The organism is Bifidobacterium sp. MSK.13.1 (assembly GCF_019131435.1).
Taxonomy (GTDB): Bacteria; Actinomycetota; Actinomycetes; order Actinomycetales; family Bifidobacteriaceae; genus Bifidobacterium; species Bifidobacterium pseudocatenulatum.
The window spans coordinates 18,706-36,128 of the sequence record NZ_JAHOMM010000007.1 but is presented as its reverse complement, the minus strand read 5'-3'; the positions used below and the strand labels follow the sequence as shown (position 1 = coordinate 36,128).

10 protein-coding genes are annotated in these 17,423 nt (G+C 56.2%); 7 read left to right on the top strand and 3 right to left on the bottom strand.

The window, feature by feature from the left end; translation table 11 throughout:
• The first annotated feature begins 33 nt into the window (after positions 1-33).
• Entirely contained in the window at positions 34-1,410 is a 1,377-nt protein-coding gene (locus KSY55_RS07395; protein ID WP_217749657.1) for an MFS transporter, read from the top strand.
• 87 nt (positions 1,411-1,497) lie between these two features.
• The gene (gene dapB / locus KSY55_RS07390) at positions 1,498-2,250 is read left to right on the top strand and encodes a 4-hydroxy-tetrahydrodipicolinate reductase (RefSeq protein WP_217749656.1); all 753 of its coding nucleotides are present in this window, start codon (positions 1,498-1,500) and stop codon (positions 2,248-2,250) included.
• A 125-nt stretch (positions 2,251-2,375) separates the two neighbouring features.
• Here the strand turns inward: dapB and KSY55_RS07385 are convergent, their stop codons facing one another.
• Positions 2,376-2,669, bottom strand: a complete 294-nt coding sequence (locus KSY55_RS07385) for a metal-sensitive transcriptional regulator (protein WP_022245621.1) — start codon at positions 2,667-2,669, stop codon at positions 2,376-2,378.
• Positions 2,670-2,803: 134 nt separating this feature from the next.
• On the opposite strand from KSY55_RS07385, the gene KSY55_RS07380 reads away from it, so the two are divergent.
• From KSY55_RS07380 to KSY55_RS07360, 5 genes are all read left to right on the top strand, one after another.
• Entirely contained in the window at positions 2,804-5,782 is a 2,979-nt protein-coding gene (locus KSY55_RS07380) for a heavy metal translocating P-type ATPase (protein WP_217749667.1), read from the top strand.
• A 381-nt stretch (positions 5,783-6,163) separates the two neighbouring features.
• Complete coding sequence (gene dapA, locus KSY55_RS07375) at positions 6,164-7,069, top strand: 4-hydroxy-tetrahydrodipicolinate synthase (protein WP_033524364.1); 906 nt, start codon at positions 6,164-6,166, stop codon at positions 7,067-7,069.
• A gap of 452 nt (positions 7,070-7,521) precedes the next feature.
• Positions 7,522-9,342 carry a ribonuclease J gene (locus KSY55_RS07370; RefSeq protein ID WP_368041974.1) on the top strand — a complete coding sequence of 607 codons (1,821 nt, stop codon included), beginning with the start codon at positions 7,522-7,524 and terminating at the stop codon, positions 9,340-9,342.
• 195 nt (positions 9,343-9,537) lie between these two features.
• Positions 9,538-12,147 (top strand): aminopeptidase N, encoded by a 2,610-nt coding sequence (gene pepN, locus KSY55_RS07365; RefSeq protein ID WP_217749654.1) that lies wholly within the window; start codon positions 9,538-9,540, stop codon positions 12,145-12,147.
• Between the two features lie 228 nt (positions 12,148-12,375).
• Positions 12,376-13,185: a hypothetical protein gene (locus KSY55_RS07360; protein WP_004221377.1), complete on the top strand. Its 810-nt coding sequence runs from the start codon at positions 12,376-12,378 to the stop codon at positions 13,183-13,185.
• A gap of 161 nt (positions 13,186-13,346) precedes the next feature.
• Here KSY55_RS07360 and eccB read toward each other — a convergent pair whose 3' ends face one another.
• Both eccB and KSY55_RS07350 read right to left on the bottom strand, forming a co-directional pair.
• Positions 13,347-16,025, bottom strand: coding sequence for a type VII secretion protein EccB (eccB, locus tag KSY55_RS07355; RefSeq protein ID WP_217749653.1), 2,679 nt, complete (start codon positions 16,023-16,025; stop codon positions 13,347-13,349).
• Between the two features lie 8 nt (positions 16,026-16,033).
• A complete protein-coding gene (locus KSY55_RS07350; protein WP_333491234.1) occupies positions 16,034-17,341 on the bottom strand; it encodes a type VII secretion protein in 1,308 nt (435 codons plus the stop codon).
• Positions 17,342-17,423 lie beyond the last annotated feature (82 nt).

The following is a 17,423-nucleotide window of genomic DNA, read 5'->3' as shown; positions in this document are numbered from 1 at the left end:
GCCGGACGCAACGAAAGTTAAGGAGCGATAATCATGGCTGCCACCAGCGCAACCGAAATCCCGAAGTCGCCATATTCCGTACTGTTCTCCATTCCGGGAACCAAAGCGTTCTGTGCTTCCGGAGCCTTGGCGCGACTGCCGATGTCGATGATGAGCCTTGGCATTATCCTCGCACTCAACCATTTGTATGACAATTGGACGATCGCAGGCGTGATGAGCGCGGCATATGTGCTTTCCACGGCGGCGGTCACGCCACTGTACGCACGACTGTTCGACCGATTCGGCCAGCGCAAGGTCGGATCGGTGGTGCTTGTCGTGCAAATCATCGCCATGCTTGGCTTTGCGTTCGCGGCATTGGTGCGCGTGCCGATTCCACTGCTGTTCGCCTTGGCTGTGGTGATGGGGCTCACGCAATTCTCATTCGGCGCGCTTGTGCGTACCCGTTGGACGTATGTGCTTGACCGTACCGGCAACGGCTCATTGCTGAACACTGCGTATGCATTGGAATCCGCCATCGATGAGATCGTATTCATTTTCGGACCGATTCTGGCCGCGTTCCTGGCGGCTTCCGTGCATCCCGTTTCGCAGTTGTTTGTGCCGACGATTGCGTGCGCGATCGGCGGCACGGTGTTCTTCGCATTGCGTGACACGCAACCGCCGGTAGTACGTGAAATCACTGTTGTTTCGGCATCTTCCGACGATGCGGACGTGCGATTGGCGGTTGACGGCAATACTGGAAATAATGGCGGCGCAAATTCCGTGCAACAAGACAAACAACAAGACAAACTGACCGTCGCGCAGTTGAAGTCGAATGACAATCGCAAGAAACGCAATGTGCTCACCTATGCGGGCGTGATTCCGCTTTTGATGGTATTCATCGTGTTCAACATGAGTTTCACCGCATTCGATACGTCGATGACGGCCGTTATGAAAGCGTTGCATCTTGATTCCCTGCTTGGTGTGCAGCTTGCGATGTTGGCGGTCGGCTCGTGCATAGGCGCGCTGTTTTTCGGCACGCGCGAGCTGAGGGGCTCCCGCTGGCGCCATATGATCACGTTCCTCGCGATCATAACGGTAGGCTTCTTCATCATTCACATGTGCCAAGGCAATCTGATTATGATGGGAGTGTTTGAAATCCTTACGGGTCTTACCGTTTCGTCGGTGTTCGCTTCGGGCAATCTCGTTATGAAGGAGACCGTGCCGGAAGAATCGCTGACCGAAGGCCTCGCGTGGGTGAGCACCGCGGGAACCATCGGCGCGTCATTCGGTTCGATGACCACGGGAATCATGCTCGACCATTTCAGCCCCGACATAAGCCTGATGCTGCCATGGATTTTCGTGCTCGCTTCGATTCCGTTCGCCTTGATCGGCTGGGCGGTGACGCGTCGAAGCGTCTCTTTACATTCGTAAATGGAACATTCCTCAGTAGAATGAGTGAGACTGATTTGAAAATGCTGTTCGTACGCTCGTACGTGCGACATGCTTGAAGGAGCTGCAATGATCAAGGTTTCTGTAGTTGGCGCCAAAGGACGTATGGGTTCCCATGTGGTCGATGCCGTGAACAACGCGGCCGACACCGAATTGGCGCTCGCGCTTGACGCCGGCGACGACCTCACCCAAATCACCCCCGGCAACACTGACGTGGTGGTGGAGTTCACCGTGCCGAGCGTGTCTCTTGACAATGTGCTCGCACTCGTGGCGCAAGGTGTCGACGTGGTGGTGGGTACCACCGGCTGGACCGACGAGAAGCTCGATCAGGTGCGTGCCGCGCTCGCTGCCGCGCCTCGCGAGGGCCAGAGCGTGTTCATTGCGCCGAATTTCGCCATTTCCGCCGTGCTCGCCGACTATTTCGCCAAGGTTGCGGCTCCGTACTTCGAATCCGCTGAAGTGATCGAGCTGCATCACCCGAACAAGGTGGATGCTCCGTCCGGCACCGCATTCCACACCGCGCAGGGCATCGCCGCATCCCGCAAGGCCGCAGGTCTTGGCCCTGTGCCGGATGCCACCGAAACCGATGGCGGCTCCCGTGGCCAGGTGGTTGACGGCATTCACGTGCACGCCGTACGTCTGCGCGGTCTTAACGCCCATGAGGAGGCCCTGTTCGGTAATGACGGCGAGCAGCTGACCATTCGTGCCGACAGCTTCGACCGCATCTCCTTCATGCCGGGCGTGCTGCTGGCCGTGCGCAAGGTTTCCACCGGCGCATACCCAGGCGTGACCGTCGGCCTCGACAACTTCCTCGACCTGTAAATCTACCTCGTAAATCTACCTCGTAAATCTATGGGGTCTGGAACTTGGTCTGATCATACAATCCCCGATTTGGCGGCGATGGTGAGTTTTCGCTTGCTGGATCGGGGATTGACATGTTTTGCGGTCTACGATTTCACGAGGCGTGCTATGGCCGCGCTTGCCTCGGCGATTTTCGCTTCGGAAACTTCCCCGCCCTCTTCGATGGCTTCTTTGACACAGTGGTTGAGATGATCGTCGACGAGCAGCAGCGCTACCGATTTCAACGCACTGTTCACGGCTGATATCTGCGTCAGGATGTCGATGCAGTATTCGCCGTTTTCCGTCATTTGGCGTATGCCTCGCACTTGCCCTTCAATGCGGTTGAGGCGCGCGATGATTTTCTTCTGGTCGTCCGCGTATCCGTGATGGGTTGCGTTCATGATGCTGCTCCTCGTAACGCTGAAATCTTGATCTTACCGCTGAAGATACCGCTTTTCTCTTGCAAATATACCCTATAGGGGTATATTGTGATGATAGTCATTGAGACGTGAACGTGAATAAGGTTGGTGAGAATATGCAGGCTTTGATTGCCGTCATTGTCGCGTTCATTGTGGCGGCAGCCGTGTTATGGTTCTTCTTCGCGCCGCGCAAAGCATTTCGCGCTCGTGTCGATAACGGCGTGCAAGAGGCGGTTGTCGAAGTCAAAGGTGGGTATAGTCCGGCAATCATCGAAGCTGAGGCCGGTTTGCCATTGCGATTGATATTCGATCGCAAAGAAGACGGTGAATGCTCGTCGCACGTGGTGTTCTCCGATTTCGGTGTCGACCTGGCATTGCCCGCTTTCCGCACAACGACATTGACGCTTCACCCTAACGAACCGGGGGAGTACGGTTTCGCATGTGGCATGAACATGCTGCATGGCACATTACGGGTGGTGCCGGGAAAACATCATGCCGCAATGCCGAAAGAACATTCGGAATCGGAAGAGAGCACGAATACTGCTGAATCTCACGTTCATATGCAATCGCAACAAACTGTTGTTGATGAAAAATCGTATGAATCCGCTGAATCTTCCAATATTTCTTCAGATTCTTCTGATTCGTCAAACGATTCTTCCGAATCTCGTGAGATGCGAACGCTGATTGCGCGTCTTATTGTGTCAGCCATCGTTACGATTCCAGTATTCGGTTCGACGATGTTGATGCTGTATCCGATGCCGAATTGGGTGCAATTTGTGCTGATGCTGCCGGTGATGTGCTATGCCGCATTACCGATTTTCCGCAGTGGTTTCGCGGCGATTATTCACCGTTCGCCGGAAATGAATGCGCTGGTCAGTCTGGGTACCGTATGTGCGTTTGCCTACTCGTGCGTGGTCACGTTTATTCCGCAGATTCTGCCTGAGAATGCTCGCGAACCGTATTTTGAAGCGGTTGGTGTGGTTATTACGCTGATGCTGGTCGGCCAATTGCTTGAAGCGCGCGCTCGTGTCGGTACTGGAGAGGCCATGCGCGCGTTGGCGGGATTGCAGCCGAAAAACGCTCGCGTGGTACGAGGTGAAATTGAAGAGGAAATTCCGGTCGAGCAGGTGGCGGTCGGAGATATTATTGCGATTCGCCCCGGCGAACAACTTCCTGTTGACGGTGTGGTTATTGCTGGTTCGTCGGCTGTTGACGAATCTATGATTACCGGCGAATCCATGCCTGTGGTGAAGCAGGCCGGCAGTTCCGTGACCGGCGCCACCATCAATGGCACTGGATCGCTGCGGTATCGTGCCACGAAAGTCGGCAAAGACACGGTGCTCGCGCAGATTATCGGATTGGTGCAATCCGCGCAAAGTTCAAAAGCGCCGGTGCAGCGCATGGCGGATAAGATTTCAGGCATTTTCGTGCCGATTGTGGTGCTGATTGCCGTGTGGTCGTGCGCGTTGTGGTTTGCGTTTGGGCCGGAACCACGCGTGGTGCATGCGTTGGTGGCTGCGGTTTCGGTGCTGCTGATCGCATGCCCGTGCGCGTTGGGTCTTGCCACGCCGCTTTCCGTAACGGTTTCGACTGGTCGTGCCGCGCAGATGGGCGTGCTGATCCGTTCCGCCGAAGCATTGGAAACCTGCGGCAAAATCAATGCCGTCGTGCTTGACAAAACAGGCACGATCACCGCTGGAAAGCCATCGTTGACCGACGTGTTTCCGCTTGGAAAATGGCGCAAAATGCCGGATGATCTGCTGGCGATTACCGCCAGTGCCGAACGGGATTCCGAACATCCTCTTGCCGCCGCGATTGTTGCGGGCGCGCAAGAGAGGCATCTTACGTTAGGCGAGACCACGCAATTCCGTGCGATTTCCGGTCGGGGCGTCACTGCGCACGTCGCGTTGCCGTTAATATCTGCAAATAATCCGACTGTTGCAGCCGACGAATCCTCTGCATCTTCCGTGACCTTCGAATTATCCATATCTTCTCCCGAAACCGCAATGTACAACGTTGCGGTCGGCAATACCGATCTGATCGACGATCTTGACGTGGCCATGCCGAGTGTCGGCAACGAGGATCTTGACGACATTATCGCAACCATGGAACGGCTATCGGCGGAAGGGAAAACGCCGATGCTCGCAGCAATCGACGGCGAGCTTGCGGGAATCGTGGCCGTTGCGGATACGGTGGAAGCCGATTCGCAGCAGGCCATCGCAGCTTTGAAATCGCGTGGCGTCAACGTGGTGATGCTCACTGGAGACAACGAAACGACGGCGCGTGCCGTGGCAAATCAAGTTGGCGTTGGCAATGTGATCGCGGGAGTGCGCCCGGAAAACAAGGCGGACGAAATCGCGAAACTGCAGGCGCAAGGCTATACGGTGGCGATGGTCGGCGATGGTATCAACGATGCTCCGGCGCTTGCCCGCGCGAATGTGGGATTCGCCATCGGTACCGGTACGGATGTGGCGATCCAATCCGCAGACGTGACATTGATGAATGGCTCGCTGATGGGTTTGGTGCATGCGCTCGACTTGACCCGCGCCACCATGCGCAATATCGCGCAGAATCTTGGATTTGCGCTCGGCTATAACAGCGTCGGCATTTCCATTGCGGCGGGCGTACTATACCCGTTCACCGGCATGATGCTCAATCCGATGATCGCGGGCGCGGCCATGGCATTCTCGTCGCTATGCGTGGTGACGAACGCGAGCCGACTGCGCCTGTTCGATCCAGACAAGGCGGTGCGTGCCGCAAATAAGACGTATCAGGTTCGCCAGCCGAACCCGAACGATAATAATCACAACAACCATAGTCAGAAAGGATTCATCATGGGACTGTTCAGTGATCACAAGGCCAAGAAGGAAGGTATGCACGAGGGTATGGAAGGCATGGGCGGCGCGCACTCCTGCTGTGGCGGCCACACTGCCAACGGCAATCAGAGCGCGCCCGCCAAAGATCCGGTCTGCGGCATGAGCGTGGATCCGGCCACCGCTGCAGCCACCCGAGAATACAATGGCACCACCTACTACTTCTGCAACCCGGGCTGCGCCGCCAAGTTCGAGCAGAACCCCACCCAATACCTTGCCTGAGTTTGTTTTGGTGGGCGCACTTTTCCCTCTTGGTGATCGCACTGTTTTGGAGTGTTGTGCGGTCAGGAAAGCAAAATCGTGCGATATTCCGAAATCGTGCGGTCACCAGATCAAAATCGTGAAGTCATTTGGCTTGAATCCCCCTGAGTATGCGGCTAAGCGTACCGATTCTTCCACTTGCTGGGGGATTTTGGACTGTGGGAGGCTTGGCAGCGGGAGGATTGTTCCATTAACTGGAGGTTTTGGGTCTCTGGGAGGCTGGTTGACGGGAGGATTGTTCCAGCGGGTGGGGGATTTTGGTCTCTGGAAGGCAGTTCATATTGCGATATGGTCGCGAACTCGGGCGCTTCGGCGTCCGTGGCGGGAAGTACCGTTGGCACTATGACTGACGGTACTATGCATCTTCTTGATCCTGCTCCTTTCGGACGTATTCTTCCGGCCATGGTCACCCCCATGAAGGCCGATGGTTCCGTTGATTTCGAGGCCGCGCAGAAGCTTGCGAAGCAGCTTGTCGCCGATGGTGCCGATGGCCTTGTGGTCAATGGCACTACGGGCGAGTCTCCCACCACCCACATGGAGGAGAAGGTCGAGCTGGTTCAGGCCGTCAAGGATGTGGTGAGCGTGCCCGTTATCTCCGGTGCGGGTTCCAACGATACCGCCCACACCGTGCGCATGGTGGAGCAGACTCAGGAGGCGGGCGCCGATGCGGTGCTCGTGGTCGCTCCGTACTATTCGCGCCCGTCGCAGGAAGGCGTGTTCCGTCACTACAAGGCGGTCAATGATTCCGCGGACAAGCCGATTATCGTTTACGATGTGCCTGGCCGCACCGGTCTGCACATTCAGTTGGAAACCTACCGTCGTTTGGCTGAGCTTGGTCACGTCAAGGCGGTGAAGGACGCCACTGGAGATATCGCGGGTGCCGTGCGTAAGCGTATGGAGACCGGTTTGACTTGGTATTCGGGCGATGACGGTCTGTTCCTGCCGTTCCTTTCGGTTGGTGCAGTCGGCATTATTTCCGTGATCGCACATGCTGCTTCCGGTCCGATGCGCGATTTGGCTGCCGCATTCGACCGCGGTGACATTCATGGGGCTCAGCGCATTGCCGTGCAGCTTGCTCCACTGGTCGAAGCAATGAACGGCAACGGTTTCCAGGCTGTTATGGCCAAGGCTTCGCTGAAGGTGCGTGGCATTCTCGACTCCACGACGATGCGTCTGCCGAACGTCGGTCCGGGCGAGGCTGAGATCAAGCGCGCGGAAGATGGCATGCGCGCTTCCGGCTTGCTGTAATTGAAGAACTTGTGATTGCGAAACTTGTGATTGCGAAGCGCTTGATTGTCGGCGATTGCGCTGATTCCGGGCATTGTTGCGATCACAAGTTTGCTGGGTTTGCCGTAATACGGCAAACTAACTGAATTCCTCGTTTCCGCACAGGCGGAGACAATTAGTAATAGAAATCCAACTAGGAAATGGCTATAGAAGAAACCAAAACAGTAACTACGCACAAGCGCGGCAGCAAAGCTGCCAAGCGCACTGAAAACACGCAGACCGCGGATGTGCAATCCGTGAAGTCTGTGAGCTCTGAGAAGGTCAGCAAGGCTGAAACGACTTCCAAGAAGGCGAAGTCTTCTGGCCGTGGCGGTGGCCGTGGCAATCGTGCGGGCGATGCGTCCGGTTCCGTTCGTGGCGGTTCTCGCGGCAACGGCAGCGGCTCCTCCAAGGGCTCGAAGAGCACGAAAAACGTGAAGGCCGCAAAGAACACGAAGAACTCCAGCGCGGCAAGCTCTTCTGCTGGAAGCCGTCGAAATTCCCGTCTTGCTCCGCAGACCACCGCGCCCCAGCAGGATGACGTGTTGATCGCTCCGCCGAAGTACCGTAAGGGCTCCATGCGCATCGTGCCGCTTGGTGGCCTGGGCGAAATCGGCCGTAACATGAACGTGATCGAATACAACGGCCACCTGCTGCTCATCGACTGCGGTGTGCTTTTCCCCGAAGAGGAGCAGCCGGGTGTCGATCTGATTCTGCCTGACTTCCACTACATCAAGGATCGTCTCGACAAGGTCGAGGCTCTGGTGCTTACCCACGGCCACGAGGATCATATCGGCGGCGTGCCGTATCTGCTGAAGCTCCGCCCCGACATTCCGCTGATTGGTTCCAAGCTCACGTTGGCTTTCGTTGAAGCCAAGTGCAAGGAGCATCGCATCAATCCGCGACTGGTTGAGGTCAAGGGTCGTGACAAGCTGAAGGTCGGTCCGTTCAATCTTGAGTTCGTGAACGTCACGCATTCCATTCCGGACGCTCTGGCTGTGTTCGTGCAGACTCCGGCCGGAAGCCTCATCGATACCGGCGATATCAAGCTTGACCAGCTGCCGCTCGACCATCGCATCACCGATTTGGTGGAGTTCGGCAAGCTCGGCGAAAAGGGCGTGGATCTGCTGATGATGGATTCCACCAACGCTGAGGTTCCAGGCTTCGTCAAGCCGGAAACCACCATTGGCCCAGCTCTTGATCAGGCGTTCGCCCAGGCCACGCGCAAGATCATCGTGGCCAGCTTCTCCAGCCATGTGCACCGTGTGCAGCAGGTTGTCGACGCCGCCCACAAGTACGGTCGCAAGGTGGTGTTCGTGGGCCGTTCCATGGTTCGCAACATGTCCATCGCTGCGGATTTGGGCTACTTGAGACTTCCGGAAGACACGGTCATCGACCTGAAGAAGGCCCATGATGTGCAGGACGACAAGCTCGTCTACATGTGCACCGGTTCCCAAGGCGAGCCGATGGCTGCGCTTGGCCGTATCGCCGACGGCAATCATCGCGACATCACCATCAACGAATTCGACACGGTCATTCTTGCGAGCTCCCTGATTCCGGGCAACGAGCATGGCGTGTACAAGATCATCAACAAGCTGGTGCAGCTTGGCGCTCGTGTGGTCAATCGAGACAATGCCGCCGTGCATGTGTCCGGCCACTGCAATGAGGGCGAACTGCTGTACATGTACAACATCGTCAAGCCGAAGTGCGCCATGCCGATCCACGGCGAGAACCGTCACTTGGTGGCCAACGGCATGATCGCGGTCAAGACGGGCGTCGATCCGCAGAATGTGGTGCTTGCCGAAGACGGCGATGTGGTCGATTTGTACCACGGCCAAGCTGCTGTTGTCGGTTCCGTGCCATGCGGCTACGTGTACGTCGATGGCGATTCCGTTGGCGAACTTACCGAGGATGAGCTTGAGAAGCGTCGTATTCTTGGCACGGAAGGTTTCGTGTCGAGCTTCGTCGTCGTCGATACGGAAACGGCTGACGTTGTCGCAGGTCCGAAGATCTATCTCAACGCGGTGGCCGAAGACGAAAGCGAATTCGACAAGGTTCGTCATCAGATCGTCGAGCAATTGCAGGATGCGATGATGGCTGGCACGCACGATACATACAAGTTGCAGCAGATCATGCGTCGTACGTTGGGTAGCTGGGTCGCACGTCAGCTGCATCGCAAGCCGATGATCGTTCCGGTCGTAGCCGATATCGCACAGGATGTTGACGAAGCGATGGGATTGAACGCAGCGCAATGATGAATCGACAGATAGTCAATATTTTTCGCAATATCGCCGATTCCAGCGAAATCAATATTGGAATAATATTGAAATATCGACAGATCGTCAATAATTGTTGATTACATAATCAAAAGAAGGACGGCGTAACCGGCACAACCGGTTGCGCCGTCTCCTATTCAATAAATAGGAATCTCAACACAAATAAGGAGTGACATGCCAGGAGCAAATCTCACCCGAATCGAAGCGGAAGAACGCAAAAGCGTTATCGCAGCACCGGTTCATTACACGGTCAAACTTGATCTGACCCGTGGAGCCAAGAATTTCGGTTCCGAAACCACCATCACGTTCGACGCCGAGCCGGGAGCTACCAGCTTCCTTGACCTGATCGCCACCGAAGTGAGCGAAATCGTACTCAACGGCGAAACTCTCGATCCGGCCGAAGCGTTCGCCGACAGCCGTATCGAACTGAAGAACCTCGAAGCGCACAACGAAGTGACCGTCAAGGCACTGTGCCAGTATTCCAACACCGGTGAAGGCCTGCACCGTAGCGTCGACCCTTCCGACGGCAACATCTACCTGTACTCTCAGTTCGAAGTGCCGGATGCCCGCCGCGTGTATGCCGTGTTCGACCAGCCCGACATCAAGGCCGTGTTCGATTTCTCCGTGCTTGCAGCCAAGTCGTGGATCGTCACCTCCAACATGCCTGCCGCATCCGTGACCGACAATGAAACCGTTACCGAAGAGGGCACGCTCGGCACGCACGAAGCCGAAACCACCAAGCTGTGGGTGTTCGAATCCACGCCGACCATGAGCTCCTACCTCACCGCCATCTGCGCAGGACCGTACGCCGAATGGCACACCGAATACGCCAACGAAGACGGTCGCACCGTGCCGATGGCCATGTACTGCCGTCAGGCGCTCGCCGAAGCGTTCGCCAAGGATGTCGACTACCTGTTCGACATCACCAAGAAGGGTTTCGCCTTCTATGCGAAGACTTGGGGCGTGCCGTATCCGTACGCCAAGTACGACCAGATTTACGTGCCGGAATACAACGCCGGCGCTATGGAGAACATCGGCATGGTCACCATCCGCGACCAGTACGTGTTCGAATCGAAGGTCACCGACGCGTATGCCGAGCGCCGCGTGGTCACCGTGCTGCACGAGCTTGCACACATGTGGTTCGGCGACTACGTGACCATGAAGTGGTGGAACGACCTGTGGCTCAACGAATCCTTCGCCGAGTTCACGTCCACTCTCGCCACTGCCGAAGCCACGGAATGGAAGGACGCTTGGGCCACGTTCAGCTCCGGCGAGAAGAGCTGGGCACTGCGCCAGGACCAGCTGAGCACCACCCACCCGATCGTCGCGCCGATCAACGATCTGAACGACACGTACGTCAACTTCGACGGCATCACCTATGCCAAGGGCGCTTCCGTGTTGAAGCAGCTCGTGTTCTATGTGGGTCGTGAGAAGTTCTTCAAGGGCATCAACAATTATCTGAACAAGCATGCGTACTCCAACGCTACGCTCGCCGATCTGCTGGCTGAACTCGAGTTGACGTCCGGCCGCGATCTCAAGGCGTGGAGCGCCCAGTGGCTTGAACAGTCCGGCATCAACACCATCGCCACCGAAGTTGAGGAAAACGAGGATGGCACGATTCGCCAGCTTGCGTTGCGCCAGTCCGCTTCGGCTGAGCATCCGGTGCTGCGCGCGCATCGTCTGGCTGTCGGCTTCTACAATGAGGATCCGGAAACCGGCAAGATCGTGCGTACCGACCAGTTCGAACTTGATGTTGACGGCGAACTGACGATTGTCGAAGCGGCTGCCGGCAAGGCACGTCCGGCGCTGATTTTGGTGAATGACGACGATTTGACATACACGAAGCTGCGCTTCGACGAGAAGAGCCTCAAGTTCGCTGCGGAGAACCTGTATCGTTTCGACGATGCGTTGGCTCGTTCCGTGATTTGGCTTGCATTCTGGGATATGACCCGCGACGGCGAATTGCCGGCAAAGCAGTTCATCGAAACCTCTTTGGCTGCGCTTGCCACGGAACATGAGTCCACCACGTTCCGTTACGCTTTGGCGCAGGTCAGCACCACCGCATGGCATTACACCGCTCCGGCCGACCGTGCCGAAGTGGTGGAGCATGTGGCTGCCGAACTGTTCAAGCTGGCTCAGGCTGCCGAAGCCGGTTCCGACGAGCAGTTCCAGCTGATCACCGCCTACTTGGGTTATGGCGAGCCGGGCGACGCCGCTTTCGAAGCGAATGCGAAGGGTCTGCTCGATGGTTCCGTGAAGCTTGATGGCTTGGAGATCGACAATAATTTCCGTTGGACCATCATCAACGCGCTGAGCGCAATCAACGCCATCGGCCAGAGTGACATCGACGCGGAACTCGCCAAGCGTGAAACCACTGAGAACCGTGAGTTCGCATTGGGTGCGCGTGCGGTCGCAGGCATTGCGGAGGCCAAGGAATGGGCTTGGAACGAGGCTTTGCACAACGATGAGCTGACCAACATGCAGTTGGAATCCGTGGCCCGTGGTTTCGCCTCCACTCCGCGCGTCGACTTGGCTGAACCGTATGCGGCCAAGTATTTCGAGGTTGCCGACTGGATTTGGCAGAACAAGACCTTCCACATGGCTGAGGCTCTGCTGGAAGGCCTGTATCCGAGCTATGCCGATCCGGCCACGCTGATGGATCTCGGTGATGCTTGGCTGGCTTCGCATGCCGACACCGACAACGCGTTGCAGCGCATTGTGCGTGGCAATGTCGAATCGTCGCATCGCACGCTCAAGGTGCGTGATTTCAACGCGTCCCTCTGATGCCGTTTCTAAATGCCACTTCCGGTAGCTATTCTTAGTAGCTACTTCTGATAACTGCATCTGATATCACTCTTGTGATATTGCCTTACAAGACCGGACCGGCGGCGCGGCTTATCCCGCTGCCAGTCCGGGCTGGTTCGCCTCCAAACAAGCCATCCCAAACAAAAGCTGGTTTCCATAACGGTCAGGCCGAATCCATTCTCACTAATTTGCAGATGGGAGCCAAATATGTCTCTGGTATCGGAACGAGACGGTTTTTTCGGCTGGCGTCAGGTGGACGACCCGTATTCGCTTGAGGAGCGTGGCTGGGTGGAGGATGTCGGCTCGACGGGCTCCTATTATCCCCTGCCTAGATGGCTGGTCTACATGTGCATGGGCGGCTGGAACGAGCCGATACGCGGCTGGACCGGTGGACTGTACGAAAAACACTGCTACTGTCGTTCCGCCCATCATCGCGACGGCTGGGATGGCGTCGTTCTGGACAGCGAGCCTCTGTACTATGACGAGTTCGCCGATGGGGGACGGTATCGTTTCCGATCGGTGGATCCGATGATTTCACGATTCGGTCTAAGAGGGGTCGCCGTAAGGGCCCCGTTCCCGTTGACCGTTGACCTGAACCTGTTCCAATACGCCGCATGCAGCGTCGGCGAGCTGGCATGGACGCCATACGCCGACCTGCGTAACGGTTCATGTTCGAAACGTATGCTCGACCTGATGAACACGTTCCCCCACAAGCCGGGATTCTTCGTCTACAAGGGGTACCTGTACGCGTGGATCAACCGAATGCTGCAAGCGGGCCGCGAACCGCATGTCGCCATGCACTGCGCCTTGGAGCCGTACACGGAGCTGGAGCTGTTCCGCGCCTACCGCGTCTACTACGAGCAGCTGCAGCGGGAAATCCCGGCACCCTGCATGGGCGACATCGTCTGGCCGGACCAGTGCGACCCGCGGTTTCCGTTGGAGAACGATCCGCGTGCCGCACACTACGGCATGTGGGTGTATTCCGGCGGACTGTCGTACGGTGGCAAAACGAGCTGAATGGGCGTCAGCGCCATGGGACGCTAATATGATCTTCTTTTCCTATGGGCGAGTGATTACTTCGCGAGGGACTGCATAAGGCGGATGCCGTTCGTTTCTCTATGAATAAGTGTTCAGATCGGCATTAATTTCAAATGACTATCTGAAAATATCTAATTATTCTAGTTAAAACTATGCTCATTTGTTGATATACTTTGCGAAGTGTTCTTTCGCGCGGTCTTTCGCGCGGTCCGTACAAGCCATGCCACCATATACGCGCAAGACACGGCGATACTGGCAGCTTCCACGAATCGTTTGAAATTCGTATCAGGATCTTGGATTTTGTGCAATACAAGCGGTTTCATGGACGTTTCGGCATTATTCTGGGCGTGCATGCCACCTGTTGAAGTCGGGCCTCGAAGACTGTCGGAAAGCGCTATGTTCAGCGCGGTTTGTGGGTCCACCAGTCCCCATCCAATGTTGTTGTCTCGCTGGTCGGAATTTGGTCGATTCGCTGAAACGAGCAGTCGTTGCCGCCATTGTGCGGGTGTTTCATTCGGATATTGTGAGGCGATGAGGGCTGCCGCGCCGCTTACATATGCGGTCGCGAAGCTTGTTGAGGCTGCGTCGGTGGCGTAAAGGCAGTCCACGCCGCCGGGGACGGTTGAGGCAACGTATGCGCCGGGGGCCGCGATGTCCACTTGGGTGCCGTGGACGGAATCGTCGGTGATATTCAAATCCGTATCCACGGCGGTGACTCCTACGACTTGGCTGTAGGCTGCGGGGAATCGTCGTCCGTCCTTGGTGCTGGCTGACGTGAGCCGGTTTCCTGCGCTGGAGATGATGAGACTGCCATGTGATTCTGCGTAATCCACGGCTCGCCTCATTTGAGGAAGATCGGTGATGTCGCTTAATGAAATATTGATGATTTGCGCATGGTGGTCCACGGCTTCGATTACCGCTTTGCTGACGTCTTCCATGCTTGGTCCGCCGGTTTGCTTTCCGTTTTCTTCGTGGAGTGATTCGAATATGCGGATCGGCAGTATGGTCGCGTCTGGGGCGAATCCTTCTACGGACGACCCGTCTACTGCACGCGCCGCGATGATTCCTGCGATGATGGTTCCGTGGGAGTATATGTCGGTCATGCCGTTGGTGGCGTCTCCTGAAATATGACTTACCCCAGGTGTTACGGCGTTTGCCAAATGTGGATTATCCGCATCTACCCCGGAGTCGATTACCGCCACGGTTACGCCTTTGCCCGTGGATTGACGGTGCAGTGTTTCGAAGTCGAAGAGCGTGTTGGTCCAGGGAGCGTCATTGATGTAGTTTTCGACGCCGGCTTGGCATTGTGCTTGCGCGTCTGCCGATGCGGCGCCTGTTTCAGGATCATCCGTTGCGTTAGTGGCTGCGTCAGTGGTCGTATCGGCGGTTGATGACGACGCATTGCCGCCATCGTTTGTTTGCGATGCGCTGGATTGGTTGCTTCCTGGAGCGGATCCTGCTGCTTGGGCTGATAGTTCGACGCCTTGGCTAAATAGGTCTATCCATGCGCGGGGAATGGCTTGCACGTCGTTTTTGGCGTATCCAAGCCGTTTGAGGGTTTCTTTGTTGGCATTCGCAATAGGATACGCGGTTCCTGTGGAATCCACGGCGAAAATGTAGCCTTTGTCGGATGTGCCGATGGAGGCCTGCAGTAATGCTCCGGTGCCGCCTTTGAGCTTCACTGTTGAACTGGTATTGCTTGACGGGTTTGTTTTGGATGTGCCGCTATGTGCTGGGTTGTTTTGTTTGACTGCTAAATTTACATGAGTGTCGGCTTTTTTCCTTCCTGCCGTTTCCAAATTGTAGATTGCGCACGCGGAGACGTTTCCGGATGTTGCCGATAGCTCTTCGGAGGGCCAATCTTCCGGAATTGCGGATTCGGTGGAGTTTGAGAAGAATTGGAAGTCGGCCGCGCTGAGAACGTTCGGCTGTGTGAATTCATCCGTTTTTCCCGTGATGTACAGGCCGTAGGTAAAATCGGTGAGTGGGGAAAGCGATCCATCGGAACGAACCACATATTTGGTTTTCTTGGCATCGCCTTGCTGCATGACTACGCTGCCGACCAGCGCTTCAACGCCGTGGACGGTAATGCTGTTGCCTGCTCCGTCCACCGAGATTTGTTCGATCGGGCTTCCTTGCTCGAACAGGTTGATCCATTGTGCGGTTGCGTCGGTGGAAGCGGTTTCGGGAATGCCGAATGCTCTGAGGAACGCGTCTCGTAAGGTTGCTTCCTGAGGAAGCTGGTATCGGTGACTTCCGTTGACGAGGTAGCTGATGCCGTCCACATTGGCGACAATTGCCGTTGCCGTGTCTGTGACTTGAGACGAAGCGTTGCTGAGCGTGGTTGTGATGTTGCTGTCGGAGACGCAGCTATTGATGGATCCTGCGATGAGATTGTTTTCTTCCGGTAGCGAATCTGGCGCGCCGAGGATGCCTATGGTGGAACCGATGGGAATGTTTTTGAGCTGGTCGTCGGCTACCGTGAGCACTTTGAAGTCGGATGACGGAATGAGCAGTCGTGCGCTGATGGCATTGATGACGGGGTGCAACGTTCCATTTGAACTGACATATCGTGCCGCTGAGTTTTTTGCGACGATGAGCTTGTTGTTCTCCCAACCGTCTGGCAATGATGGACTTACCATGCCGTAGAAAAGGCTGACAAGTATTGCTATGACGGTAAGCCCTACACCCACTATTACGGGAGACTGGTTTTTCTTCGGAGTGAGTTCCACGCCGTCTGGAATGCCGCTGCTGAAAGCGGTGACAAGTCTGCGGCGCGAGTAGCTTTGAGCTTCGGCAAGGTCTTTCTTGTTGGCCATGAGCGTCCTTACAGCGTGATTGCCAGGTATGCGAGCGGCAAAATAAGCATGATGCATATGGTTTCTGCGGCGTCCGCCACGCGTGTGGCGAATAGCGTATGCTTGCGTAAGACATAGGTGAACAGTATGGTCGCGAAGGCGCATGCGAGCATGAGTAGAATCAGCGGAATGCTGAATTCCTGATGCGTTTGCACGCTGAGCGATCCGGTCACGATGATTCCTATGCCTGCGGCGCCTACGGTTACGCACATTTCGCGGAACGTATAGATCTGCCTGGAATCGAGCAGCATGCCGAGGAATGCGGCGAGGCATAATGCTGACCCGAGTGGCGTGTCCAACGTGTTGAGGAGCGGTGCCGCTATGAGCAGCAGCGCGGCGACGCAGATTCGTCCGATGAAGAGCATGGTCGAGCCTGCTATATATCTACGTTTGATGTCTTGGTAGTCAATGTCGTTAGGAAGCGCGAAGATTTCCGATTCGCTATGCGGACTGTCTACGCTGATTCTTGCAAAAGACAGACACATCCAAGGCAGGGCGCTCGCGGTGAGTGCGGTTACGGCTGATGTGAGGATCCAGATATGCCCCATCTGCTGCGGCATGAGTGTGCTGAGGACGCTTGGTATGGCGCAGATGGCACCTATCAAAATGGGAATATAACTGTATGGGCGTGTTTTGGATGCGGCGAGACTCATGAGTATGCCTGCGGCGGCGAGTCCCAGGCTCGCTCCAAGAAGTGGCAGGGCATGCAGTGGCTGTTTGCCTGCGAGCAGGTTGACGAGTTGATATCCGCCAATCGCAGTAAAAATGCTGGCGATGAGTCCGATTGCGGTTGATTGCACGAGCAGGTTTTTGCCGCATAATGCGGCTGTGAGCGCTAGAAGTATTGCGCTGAATCCAAATGCGAGAACCGATGCCCATATGGATGCGGGGAAAAGCGCGATCCATCCGGCGCTGATAACAAGCATGCCGAGGCCGATGACAAGTGACGTGAATGTGGTGTGGTCGCTGGTCCAAGGGCGGTATACGTGCTGTACGCTGGCGCCTACTGCCTCTACGACGTCATCGTAAATGATGTCGGTGTCTGATGATGCTCCGGGCTCAAGCGTGAGCGTGGAGTGGTTTGGAACGTGTTGTTCGCGAAGAGTCTTTGCGGGGGAGAGTGGATCGCCGTCGCTGGTGAGCAGCCTGTACCCTCCGTACACGATCGACGGATCGAGTATGCCGAGTCGTCGGGCTATGTCTGGTAGAAGATCGGCGATGATGGGGCCGTCGTTCACCCGCAGCGCGATTGTGCGCGTTTTATAGGAGACGGTGATTTGGAGTGTATCTGTCGTATTGATGGGGGGTGAAGATGGGGTATTTTGTCTTCCGTGCGGGAGCGGTGGCGGGGAGATGTTC